This window comes from Streptococcus sp. FDAARGOS_522 (genome assembly GCF_003812445.1).
In the GTDB taxonomy this organism is placed as follows: Bacteria; Bacillota; Bacilli; order Lactobacillales; family Streptococcaceae; genus Streptococcus; species Streptococcus agalactiae.
Genome location: NZ_CP033808.1, coordinates 336343 through 348993 on the forward strand (window position 1 = coordinate 336343; position 12651 = coordinate 348993).

Sequence of the window (12651 nt, forward strand, 5' to 3'; positions counted from 1 at the left end):
GAATGGAATTAATTTCAATAATAGTGCCTGTATATAATGGAGAAATATATATTGGGAGATGTCTAGATAGTATTCTTGAGCAAACTTATCAGAATTTAGAGATTATCATAATTGATGATGGCTCTAGTGATCGCACAGGGGATATTTGCGAAAAGTATTTATTGGAAGACAGGCGAATAAAATATTTCTATCAAGAAAACAGAGGCCAATCAGTTGCACGTAACAACGGAGTACTTAGGTGTACAGGAGATTGGATTGCTTTTTTAGACAGTGATGATGTTTATCTTCCTTATTCAATTGAGGTTATGTACAACATACAGAAAGCTACCAATGCCGATATTGTTTTAACTAGTATTGGTAACTTCAACAATACTTACAATACTAGTATTAATTCACAGTATTTAAAAGAGATTAAACTTTATACTTTAGAGGTGGCGTTGGAAGAAATGTATTATGGGAAAACTTATGGAGTTTCCCCGTTAGCAAAATTATATCCGAGAAGTAATTTATTGAGTAATCCATATCCAGAAGGAAAAATTCATGAAGATATGGATACAACTTTTAAGCTTATATCTTGCGCTTCAAAAATAGCAGTTTGTGATATTGTCACTGCAGTGGTGTATTTTAGCGATAATAGTACTACTAGGACAAAATTCAATGAGAGAATGTTGTATTTTTTTGAGGCAATTCAAAATAATATTGTATTTATAAATCTAAATTTTCCACATAATACATCTTTAATCTCTGCTGTAATATATAATGAAGTATTTGGTGGAATAGATATATGTGGGAAGATGATTGATTTTAAATTATATGATACAGTTGATTATTACAGAAAAAAATATAGAAAATATTTTAAGACTATTCTCTTTAATAATAGGATTAGTGTGAAGGAGAAGGTTAAATATATATTATTTATTTCCTCTATAAGATATTTCACTATTGTAAGAAAAATATATAATTTGAGGTTATCAAGGAATGGATAAAGTTAGTATCATTATCCCAGTTTATAACGTTCAATCTTTCCTAAACGAGTGTATAGAAAGTGTTTTAGCTCAAACTTATTCAAATTTAGAAATTATTCTAGTTAACGATGGCTCTACAGATAATTCCGGGGATATCTGTGATTATTATTCAGAAATAGATGGGCGTATATTCGTTTTTCACAAAAATAATGGTGGTTTATCAGATGCTCGTAATTATGGAATTAGTAGAGCTACTGGCGATTATATTTATTTACTTGATTCGGATGATTATCTATATAAAGAAGATGCAATCGAGAGAATGGTTGAATTTAGCGAGAAATATAATTCAGAAATTGTTTTAGGGTGTTATGTTGAAAAAAGAGAACAACATATTATAAATATCGTTTTAGAAGATGAAATGATAGAAACTATTAGTCCAGTACAAGCAATACAAAATATTTATAATTATGATGCCTATAGAGCTATTTTTACTGTAGCACATAATAAATTATATAAGAGAGAATTATTTTCTACGCTGTGCTATCCAGTAGGGAAGTTACACGAAGATGAATTTTTAACCTATAAATTATATTTGAAAGCCAAAAATATAATTTTCTTTAGATATAATACTTATGCATATCGTATTAGAGAAAATAGCATAATGACTGGTTCCTACAATATTAAAAGGCTACATGCTGTAGAAGCACTTAAGGAAAGAATTTATTTATTAGAAAAGTATCCAGACTTAGTATTTCAAAGTGAGAGAGCTTTAATTAAAACTATGGAAGTAAATTTGATAGAGTTATATAAAAATAATTTTTATAAGGAATTTCATACTCTGAAAACTGAATATAAAAAAACTATTTTTGATTTTATAAAAAAACAACGTATGCTACTAAAAATAAAGTATTATTTAAAGTATTGTGTAGTGCATTTTAAAATATTAAATTGTAAAAGAAAGAAAAAGATAAATAAATGAATAATTTTGTGTGTCATACTTTATACCATCTACTGATTACTATAATAAAGTTAAAAGATAAAGAAAATACTAGAATATTTATTTGTGACACTATCACGAATTATGAAACTTGGGTAAAAACATTAAATGAACAGGGAATAAGGACGGAAGCAGTTAAAGAGTTTGCTTATCGGGAGCAGTTACAAAGTAAAAATATTGAAGAAGTGATGGAGCTTGTAGATTCAGACTTAAATCACTACTTTGAGAGAGTAGATACACAAGTCTATCTATTTAATGATGATACTTTAATAGGTCGCTATATGGTGTATTTGGGTAAAAATTATCATCTAATTGAAGATGGTTATAACTGTTTTCAAGCCAAGTTATTCTTGGGTGGTTCTGTCGTAAAACGAGTAATTAAAACTTACTTATTTAAAAAGTATGTTCCGTATGGTTTTTCAAAATATTGTCTCTCAATTGAGGTTAATTCTTTAGTGGGGCTACCTCATGACATAAGGAGTAAGAAATATAAAGAACTACCGAGAAAAAAATTATTTGATAGTCTTAACAAAGAGCAAAAATCACTGATTTTCAAAATATTTAAAACAAAACCATTAACTATAACTCCAAAGTCAGTATTATTGTTGACACAGCCACTTGCACAAGATAAATGTTATAAAACACCTACAGAGAGGTTTCAAAGTATTCAAGAGCAATACGATTATTTTGACGATATTGTCCAGGAATATAGAACGTTAGGGTACAATGTTTATTTAAAAGTTCATCCTAGAGATGTAGTAGATTATTCCAAATTGCCGGTAGAGCTATTACCATCAAATATCCCTATGGAAATTATAGAGTTGATGTTAACAGGACGGTTCGAATTTGGGATAACACATTCGTCCACCGCGCTGGATTTTTTAACTTGTGTTGATAAAAAAATAACTTTAGTAGATCTGAAGGATATTAAATGAATACTAAGAAATTACTTCAATCTGGTTTTATTTATACACTCGGGAATTTATTGGTGCAAGGATTAGCCTTTATCACACTTCCCATCTACACTCGAGTCATCTCAACAGAAGTTTATGGCCAATATAGTTTATATGTTGCTTGGATGGGAATTATTACTCTGTTTATTGGTCTTCAGACGAGCGGTTCTTTAAGTTCGGCTCGAGTCAAATATGGAGAAGAGTTTAAAAGCTACTCTGGGAGTGCCTTTTCTGTAGGTAATATATGGTTTCTTATTGTACTTTTGATAGCTTTTCTATTTAGAAGTTTTCTTGCACCATTAGTTGGTTTTTCTGAATCTATTTTTTTATTAATGGTGTGTCAAAGTTACGCTAACTATGTGGTGACTTTCTTTGGTCAGTATTTTATACAACAACAGAGGAGCTTGGCTAATTTAATACTATCCTTAGCCAATGCAGTTTCATCTGTTGCACTATCTCTATTTTTAATTTTTCATTGGTCCGATGACTTTTTATCTAGGGTTTTTGGAGCTTTTGTTCCTACTATAATAACTGGAATAGTTGCCTTTGCTTATATTTATTATCATAGCAAATCTTTTTACAATCCTAAGTATTTTCGGTTCATTGTCACTGTGTCTATTCCTTTGATTTTTCATTTGTTAGGACATCAGTTATTAAATCAATTAGATAGGATTATGCTAGCTCGCTTATATAGTACTAAAGAAGTTGCAATGTATAGTTTCGGTTATTCGCTTGGAATGATTATTCAGATTGTTTTGAATAGTATTAATATGGCTTGGATTCCATGGTTTTTTGATGCTAGAAAAGAAAAATTACTGCAACTTTCAACTTATATTAGCCGTTATCTCTATTTAGGAGTTTTCTTAACATTAGGTTATTTGACTGTTTTTCCTGAGTTAGCTCAAATAATGGGAGGAGACAAGTATAGTAGTAGTGTTCAATTTATTTCTTTAATTATTGTCAGCTATTTTTTAGTCTTTCTCTATACATTTCCTGTAAATATCCAATTCTTCTATGCTAATACGACATGGATTCCTATTGGGACATTATTAGCTGCTGGTGTAAATTGGTTACTAAACCTTGTATTAATTCCTCATTATGCAGCCTATGGCGCTGCTATGGCTACAATAATATCTTATTTAGCCTTGTTGATTTTTCATCATATTGTTTCGAAAGTTAAATACCATTATTCAGATGTCTCAGTTAGGCAGTACATTATTTTAAGTGGTATAGTATTTAGTTATGCTATGTTAATGAACATGTTCCTAGGTAATATCGTTATTAGATGGAGTTTAGGAATAATTATTCTTATAGTATATAGCGTTGTTTTTCAAAAAGTCATTTTAGACTTATTGGGTAAAAAAAGAAGGAGAAGATAATGGTTTATATTATTGCAGAGATTGGTTGCAATCATAATGGAGATATTAATCTTGCGAAAAAAATGGTAGATGTTGCCGTGTCTTGTGGTGTTGATGCTGTTAAATTTCAGACTTTTAAAGCTGAGAAACTTATTTCTAAATTTGCTCCCAAAGCTGAATATCAAAAAGCAACTACAGGAACAGCAGACAGTCAACTTGAGATGACGAAACGTTTAGAGTTAAGCTTTGAAGAATACTTAGAAATGCGTGATTATGCAATTTCAAAAGGTGTGGAGACCTTTTCAACACCTTTTGATGAAGAGTCATTAGAGTTCTTAATTTCTACAGATATGCCAATTTACAAAATTCCATCAGGAGAAATCACTAATTTACCTTACTTAGAAAAGATTGGCAAGCAACAAAAGAAAGTTATTCTTTCGACGGGTATGGCGGTAATGGAAGAGATCCATCAAGCGGTGAATATTTTACGTCAGAATGGTACAACCGACATTTCTATTTTACATTGTACAACAGAGTACCCAACACCTTACCCCTCTCTAAATTTAAACGTTATTCATACTTTGAAAGATGAATTTAAAGATTTAACGATAGGTTATTCGGATCATTCAATTGGATCAGAAGTACCTATCGCAGCAGCAGCAATGGGTGCAGAAGTTATTGAAAAACACTTTACTTTAGATACTAATATGGAAGGTCCGGATCATAAAGCCAGTGCAACACCTGATATTTTAGCTGCTTTAGTTAAAGGGGTTCGCATTGTTGAACAAGCCTTAGGTAGATTTGAAAAAATCCCAGATCCAGTAGAAGAAAAAAATAAGATTGTTGCTCGTAAATCAGTCGTTGCTTTAAAACCAATTAAAAAAGGCGATATTTATTCAATAGAAAATATTACGGTGAAGCGCCCAGGTAATGGTATTTCTCCTATGAACTGGTATGACATCTTGGGACAAGAAGCGCAAGATGATTTCGAAGAGGATGAAGTTATTCGTGATTCACGCTTTGAAAATCAATTGCCCGAGTTATAATAACACCTAATTATAATCGGCAACAGATGTATTACACGGCTAAGATTATGTAATTACTATATATAGAAGGGATACGATGAAAAAAATTTGTTTAGTAACCGGATCGCGTGCTGAATACGGAATAATGAAGCCATTGATTCAAAGATTGTCAAAAGATAAAGAAGTCAACTTACAAATTATTGCAACAGCAATGCATCTGGAAGAAAAGTACGGCTATACTTATCGTCAAATTGAAGAAGACGGTTTTGATATTGCTTATAAAGTTCCCTTACATCTTTATGATACTGACAGAAGAACTGTATCTACTGCAATGGCGCATTTACAACTAGGATTGACCAAAATTTTTGACAAGGAAGACTATGATCTAGTCATCATTTTAGGGGATCGTTATGAAATGTTACCAGTTGTGAATGTAGCGTTGATTTATAATGTCCCAGTATGCCACCTTCATGGAGGGGAGACCTCATTAGGCAATTTTGATGAGTATATTCGCCATGCAATTACTAAGATGAGTCACCTACACTTAGTCTCTACAGAGGACTTTCGTCAACGTGTGATTCAGATGGGAGAACAACCTCAATTTGTAATTAACACAGGAGCTCTCGGAGTGGAAAATGCTCTATCAATCCCTTCTCTAACCAAAGAAGCAATAGAAAAGCAATTAGGTATTGCACTAGAGGAATCCTATTTTGTTGTTCTCTATCATCCTGTTACTTTTGAACAAGGAAAAAGTGCTGGAGAGCAGATGAAAGCGGTACTATCAGCCCTTTCTAAGTTTGGTGTCCAGTGTCTATTTATAGGATCCAATTCAGATACTGGTTCTGATGATATTGCAAAGGCTATCAATACTTATTTGACAAATCATGAAAATAGTCATTGCTTTGCTTCTTTATCAACCCAACTTTATCATTCCTTAATTCGTCATTCACTAGGACTGATTGGTAATTCGTCTTCTGGTTTAATAGAAGTTCCTTCTTTGATGAAACCTACTCTTAATATTGGTGATCGCCAAAAAGGTAGGCTACATGGAGAAAGTGTAGTAAGTGTACCAGTCGAAACCTCCTCTGTATTGGAGGGATTATCAAAATTGAATGAAGTGACCAACTTTGACAATCCCTACTACAAAGAGAATGCTTCATCTATTGCATATGAAGCAATAAAGCTGTATTTGAAAGATGAACCTTCAATTTCCCAACCATTTTATGATTTAAAGGAGAATAATCTAAAATGAAAAAAAAGTTGGCATTTTTAGGCGCAGGAAGTCATGCTGATGCGATTGCTCCGGTTATTGATCCTCTTGTGTATGATTTCGTAGGTTTTTTTGATGATAAAGATATTACGGAGCATGATGGTTATCCTGTTCTTGGAAAACTTTATGATGTGCTACCTTACCTTGAAGATGGCTCAATAGATGCAGTATTTATTACAATAGGTGATAATGCTAAAAGGAAAGAACTATTTGAATATGTAGCAAAGGATTATTATGACTTTATTATTAACATCATTAGTCCCAATGCTTTAGTATTGACACCAGATAGTATTTGTGGACGTGGTATCTTTATTGGTTTTGGGGCTTTTATAGGTTCTAAAGTGAAGCTGTTTGATAACAACGTTGTTAATACAGGAGCGCTCATTGAACATCATACTGTTGTAGAATCACACTGTAATATAGCACCTAATGCTACCATAAATGGTCTTTGTTATATTAGAGAAGAAGTTTATGTAGGTAGTGCCAGTGTTATTATTCAAACCTTGGATATTTCATCGTGTACGACAATTGGAGCAGGAGCTGTTGTTGTAAAAGATATTATAGAACCTGGAACCTATGTAGGGGTTCCAGCCAAAAAAATTAAATAAAGGATATGTTATGAAGCCAATTTGTATTATTCCTGCGCGATCAGGGTCAAAAGGATTACCAGATAAGAATATGTTATTCCTAGCAGGTAAACCCATGATTTTCCATACTATAGATGCTGCAATTGAATCTGGAATGTTTGATAAGAAAGATATTTTTGTTAGTACAGATTCAGAATTGTACAGAGAGATTTGTTTAGAACGCGGTATTTCAGTGGTGATGAGAAAACCGGAACTTTCAACTGATCAGGCAACTTCGTATGATATGTTAAAAGATTTTTTATCTGACTATGAAGATAATCAGGAGTTTGTGTTACTTCAAGTAACTTCTCCACTAAGAAAATCATGGCATATAAAGGAAGCAATGGAGTATTATTCTTCACATGATGTTGACAATGTTGTAAGTTTTTCTGAAGTTGAGAAACACCCTAGTCTGTTTACAACATTATCTGATGAAGGCTATGCTATAGATATGGTGGGAGCAGATAAAGGTTATCGTCGCCAAGATTTACAACCTTTATACTATCCGAACGGCGCTATTTTTATTTCTAATAAAGAAACTTACTTAAGGGAAAAAAGGTTTTTCACCTCTAAGACATATGCTTATCAAATGGCAAAGGAATTTTCATTAGATGTTGATACGAGAGATGATTTTATCCACGTCATCGGTCACCTCTTTTTCGATTATGCCATTAGGGAAAAAGAGAATAAAGTTTTTTATAAAGAAGGCTATAGTCGTTTGTTCAATAGAGAAGCTTCAAAGATAATTTTAGGTGATTCAAAAACGATATCTATCTCACTAGAAAGTTACCATAATTATTCCCAAGGTGGTGTAACATTAGCAACGATGTTGGAAAACTTACCTAACTTTTTGACAGCTAATGTAACAGAGGCTTTTGTTTCTATAGGGGTAAATGATCTCATTACAGGTTATAGTGTGGAAGAAATATTCAGCAATTTCCAAAAACTCTACTCATTATTAGCTGAGAATAAAATAAAGATGAGATTGACAACTATTGCTTACACCCTTTTTAGAGAAACTGTCAATAATGCAGATATTGAGAAAATCAATCAATGGCTAACAGAATTTTGTTATCAAAATCAGATTCCATTGTTAGATATTAATAGATTTTTATCAAAGGATGGTAATCTAAATTATCATTTAACTAGTGATGGATTGCATTTTACTCAAGAGGCTAATGATTTGTTACAAAGTCAATATCAATTATTTGTAGACGAAGTTAAAACCTTATAATATTTATTTTATAAAATTATTCATCTTATTTTTGCGATTTCAATAGTGATATGGTATATTTAAAGTAAGCTACGTATAGTTTTACCAGTCAGAAATAGTAAGGATGGTTGAGTATGAGAGAAACTGAAACACACGATCACCAAGCGCTAATTCAAAAATTGTTAGTCAGTATTCATTATTTAACCTTGTTTCGTGATGAAATTATATTAGTAGAAAAAACCCCATCTTTACTGGGGAAACATTTTTCTATTGCTATTGTGCAGAATGAACTAGGTGAGATACTTTCTAAAATAGAAGCTTTGAGTAAGCAAAAAAAACTGATTCGTTCTATTTATTGGTATGATGAATCGTCATTTAAAGTCATGAATAAGGCTCTGGCTATTGTAGAAGAATGGATTAAGGGCTTAGATAATCTTTTAGAATTCTGTCAATCACAGACGGTTTTTCAAGCAATTTTAGGTGATGAACGTGCACATGTATTTGGAATCCTTATTGATGTTTATACTTCTTTAAACATTATAAATACTTCTTTGAAAGAAGAAAATTCTAGACCAGTGTCCTTATCTGATTTGGCTCTAGGTCTTAAGGACGAAGATTAATAAAAAAACGTTACTGCTTTGAATGAATAAAGCAGTAACGTTTTTTATAAAATATTGCTATACTAGTAATACAGATATCTAAAAGTAAGGAGTTATAAATGAAACATTCTAGTTGGCATGATTTAATAAAAAGAGAACTACCCAATCATTACTACAATAAAATTAATACATTTATGGATGCAGTTTACGAAAGCGGAATCGTTTATCCTCCAAGAGATAAGGTATTCAATGCCATACAGATAACACCACTAGAAAACGTAAAAGTAGTGATTATTGGCCAAGATCCTTACCATGGACCTCAACAAGCTCAAGGACTCTCATTTTCTGTTCCAGACAATTTACCAGCTCCTCCTTCACTTCAAAATATTCTAAAAGAATTAGCAGAAGATATCGGGTCACGTTCACATCATGACTTAACATCATGGGCGCAACAAGGAGTGCTGCTATTAAATGCTTGTTTAACAGTTCCAGAACACCAAGCTAATGGTCATGCTGGGCTTATATGGGAACCCTTTACTGATGCTGTTATCAAAGTGGTTAACCAAAAGGAAACACCCGTAGTCTTTATTCTGTGGGGTGGCTATGCTCGAAAGAAAAAGTCGCTAATTGATAATCCTATTCATCACATTATTGAGAGTCCTCATCCGAGTCCCCTATCTGCTTATCGTGGTTTCTTTGGTAGCAGACCTTTTTCTAGAACAAATCATTTCTTAGAAGAAAAAGGAATAAATGAGATTGATTGGTTAAATTAGAAGGGAAATCTACTCTCGAAACATTGTTAGTCTTATAATAAAAAACCGCTACTAGCGGTTTTTTATTATTTATTTCTTTGTTTACTTAGGTTTAAGCCAAACGGAACCAAATTTTCTTGCCTTTTTCGAATACGTTTGATATTATCCTGATGTCGGATAATAATCGTGAGGGCCATTAAGATAACCACAGTGGTAAATATCCAGTCGTAGTCCGTTAATATAAAACCTACTAATGGAAAAATTAAGACACTCAGGATACCTACGACAGCTACTGTAATACTGGATAGCGAAATCATGCTAAAAAGATAAAGCGTTAATAAAAAGATAACTAATAAGTAAAGGAAAAAAGAAGGTGCAAATCCTAGCAAAACCCCAGCGCTTGTAGCAACGGCTTTCCCACCTTTGAATTGTGCAAAAATAGGGAAAGTGTGACCTATAATAGCAAAAAAACCGATAAAAAATGGAGATACTGTCGTTACACCTAACATGATAGGAATAAGTGTTGCTAGAGTCCCTTTTAAAATGTCAATAGTCAAAGTGACAATGCCAGCTTTTACACCTAAAATACGGAAGGTATTCGTGGTGCCAGTATTACCACTACCGTGTTGACGAAGATTGACTTGGTAAAAATATTTACCAATCCAAAGTCCAGTTTGGATAGAGCCTAACAGATAGGCAATGATAATCATAATTATAATACTCATACCCTTATTATAACATAAGCATAAAAGTCTTTTTGCTATTTTTAAAAAAATAATTTTGCAAAAACAGCAAAAAACTTGTAATATAAAAAAGATGAAAAAATTTGGAGGTCACTTTGGCTAAACAAGATATAACAGTGACGAATTATGGCGACGATGCTATTCAAGTCTTAGAAGGATTAGATGCTGTTCGTAAGCGTCCAGGGATGTATATAGGTTCCACAGATGGAACTGGTTTACATCATTTAGTGTGGGAAATTGTAGATAATGCAGTTGATGAAGCTCTATCAGGTTTTGGAAATCGCATTGATGTTATTATTAACAAAGATGGGAGTATAACTGTTACAGACCATGGACGCGGTATGCCAACTGGAATGCATGCTATGGGAAAACCTACTGTTGAAGTCATCTTCACGGTGCTTCATGCAGGTGGAAAATTTGGACAAGGTGGTTATAAAACATCAGGTGGTCTCCATGGTGTTGGATCATCTGTAGTTAATGCTTTGTCTTCTTGGTTAGAAGTTGAAATCATTCGCGACGGAGCTATTTACAGACAACGTTTTGAAAATGGTGGTAAGCCCGTTACAACCCTGAAAAAAATCGGCACGGCACCAAAATCAAAATCTGGGACATCTGTCAGCTTTATGCCAGATCAGTCAGTATTTTCAACGATAGATTTTAAGTTTAATACAATTGCAGAGCGCTTAAAGGAATCTGCCTTTCTCTTAAAAAATGTTACTTTAACCTTAACAGATAATCGTTCAGAAGAAGCAGAGCATCTAGAATTTCATTATGAAAACGGTGTTCAAGATTTTGTAGAGTATTTAAATGAAGATAAAGAAACGTTGACACCAATCATGTTTTTCGAAGGTGAAGAACAAGAATTTCATATCGAAGTTGCTTTGCAGTATAATGATGGTTTTTCAGATAATATTCTTTCTTTTGTCAATAATGTTCGTACTAAAGATGGTGGAACACATGAAACTGGCTTGAAATCAGCTATTACAAAGTCTATGAATGACTATGCACGTAAAACAGGACTTCTTAAAGAAAAAGATAAAAACCTTGAAGGTTCTGATTATCGTGAGGGGCTATCAGCCATTTTATCTATTCTTGTACCTGAGGAGCACTTGCAATTTGAAGGCCAAACTAAAGATAAACTAGGAAGTCCCTTAGCACGACCAATTGTTGATGGTATTGTTTCTGAAAAGTTAACTTACTTTCTTATGGAAAATGGAGATTTAGCATCTAATTTAATCCGTAAGGCAATAAAAGCACGTGATGCGCGTGAAGCTGCACGTAAAGCTCGTGATGAAAGTAGAAATGGGAAAAAGTCGAAAAAAGATAAAGGTCTACTTTCTGGAAAATTAACCCCTGCACAATCAAAAAATGCTAAGAAAAATGAACTCTATTTAGTCGAAGGAGACTCTGCAGGTGGCTCTGCTAAGCAAGGTCGTGATAGAAAGTTTCAAGCTATTTTACCGTTGCGAGGAAAAGTATTGAATACAGCTAAGGCAAAGATGGCTGATATTATAAAAAACGAAGAAATTAATACAATGATCCATACCATTGGTGCAGGTGTTGGTCCTGATTTTAATATTGACGATATTAATTATGATAAAGTTATCATTATGACCGATGCTGATACTGACGGAGCTCATATTCAGACACTATTATTAACTTTCTTTTATCGCTATATGAGACCTCTTGTTGAAGAGGGACATGTCTATATTGCTTTGCCACCTTTGTATAAAATGTCAAAAGGAAAAGGTAAGAAAGAAATTGTTGAGTATGCTTGGACGGATATAGAGTTAGAAGAATTACGACAAAAATTTGGTAAAGGCTCACTATTACAACGATATAAAGGGCTTGGGGAAATGAATGCCGATCAATTGTGGGAAACCACTATGAACCCTGAGACAAGGACATTAATTCGTGTAACAATTGAAGATTTAGCAAGAGCAGAACGTCGAGTTAATGTCTTGATGGGTGATAAAGTTCCTCCAAGACGCCAATGGATTGAAGATAATGTCAAGTTTACTTTAGAAGAGAATACAGTATTTTAATAAAGAGTCTTGGTTATTCATGTTTTATAGTGTACAAGTAATATTGTATGCGTTAGACAAGAGAGCCAATCATTCATTTCAAATAAGTGGAAAAATAATACTAAG

At 33.0% G+C, this 12651-nt stretch carries 12 protein-coding genes; 11 read left to right on the forward strand and 1 reads right to left on the reverse strand.

The window, feature by feature from the left end; genetic code table 11:
• Positions 1-2 precede the first annotated feature (2 nt).
• From EGX70_RS01665 to EGX70_RS01710, 10 genes are all read left to right on the forward strand, one after another.
• Positions 3-986: a glycosyltransferase family 2 protein gene (locus tag EGX70_RS01665; protein WP_000420467.1), complete on the forward strand. Its 984-nt coding sequence runs from the start codon at positions 3-5 to the stop codon at positions 984-986.
• Positions 979-1944: a glycosyltransferase family 2 protein gene (locus tag EGX70_RS01670; RefSeq protein WP_000362087.1), complete on the forward strand. Its 966-nt coding sequence runs from the start codon at positions 979-981 to the stop codon at positions 1942-1944. Before EGX70_RS01665 ends, EGX70_RS01670 begins: the two co-directional genes overlap by 8 nt.
• Complete coding sequence (locus tag EGX70_RS01675; RefSeq protein ID WP_001058925.1) at positions 1941-2897, forward strand: glycosyltransferase family 52 protein; 957 nt, start codon at positions 1941-1943, stop codon at positions 2895-2897. Before EGX70_RS01670 ends, EGX70_RS01675 begins: the two co-directional genes overlap by 4 nt.
• Complete coding sequence (locus EGX70_RS01680) at positions 2894-4294, forward strand: oligosaccharide flippase family protein (RefSeq protein ID WP_001093057.1); 1401 nt, start codon at positions 2894-2896, stop codon at positions 4292-4294. The genes EGX70_RS01675 and EGX70_RS01680 overlap by 4 nt, the downstream gene beginning before the upstream one ends.
• Complete coding sequence (gene neuB / locus EGX70_RS01685) at positions 4294-5319, forward strand: N-acetylneuraminate synthase (protein ID WP_000262516.1); 1026 nt, start codon at positions 4294-4296, stop codon at positions 5317-5319. The genes EGX70_RS01680 and neuB overlap by 1 nt, the downstream gene beginning before the upstream one ends.
• A 76-nt stretch (positions 5320-5395) precedes the next feature.
• Complete coding sequence (neuC, locus tag EGX70_RS01690; protein WP_000717639.1) at positions 5396-6550, forward strand: UDP-N-acetylglucosamine 2-epimerase; 1155 nt, start codon at positions 5396-5398, stop codon at positions 6548-6550.
• A complete protein-coding gene (locus EGX70_RS01695; protein WP_000727601.1) occupies positions 6547-7176 on the forward strand; it encodes an acetyltransferase in 630 nt (209 codons plus the stop codon). The genes neuC and EGX70_RS01695 overlap by 4 nt, the downstream gene beginning before the upstream one ends.
• Positions 7177-7186: 10 nt before the next feature.
• The gene (neuA, locus tag EGX70_RS01700) at positions 7187-8428 is read left to right on the forward strand and encodes an N-acylneuraminate cytidylyltransferase (protein ID WP_123947859.1); all 1242 of its coding nucleotides are present in this window, start codon (positions 7187-7189) and stop codon (positions 8426-8428) included.
• A 113-nt stretch (positions 8429-8541) separates the two neighbouring features.
• Positions 8542-9027, forward strand: a complete 486-nt coding sequence (locus EGX70_RS01705) for a hypothetical protein (protein ID WP_001209321.1) — start codon at positions 8542-8544, stop codon at positions 9025-9027.
• A gap of 98 nt (positions 9028-9125) precedes the next feature.
• Entirely contained in the window at positions 9126-9779 is a 654-nt protein-coding gene (locus tag EGX70_RS01710; RefSeq protein ID WP_000682956.1) for a uracil-DNA glycosylase, read from the forward strand.
• Between the two features lie 65 nt (positions 9780-9844).
• Here EGX70_RS01710 and plsY read toward each other — a convergent pair whose 3' ends face one another.
• Positions 9845-10483: a glycerol-3-phosphate 1-O-acyltransferase PlsY gene (plsY, locus tag EGX70_RS01715; protein ID WP_001877125.1), complete on the reverse strand. Its 639-nt coding sequence runs from the start codon at positions 10481-10483 to the stop codon at positions 9845-9847.
• 113 nt (positions 10484-10596) lie between these two features.
• Between plsY and parE the strand changes: the two genes are divergently transcribed.
• Positions 10597-12546, forward strand: coding sequence for a DNA topoisomerase IV subunit B (gene parE, locus EGX70_RS01720; RefSeq protein WP_001118432.1), 1950 nt, complete (start codon positions 10597-10599; stop codon positions 12544-12546).
• Positions 12547-12651: the final 105 nt, after the last annotated feature.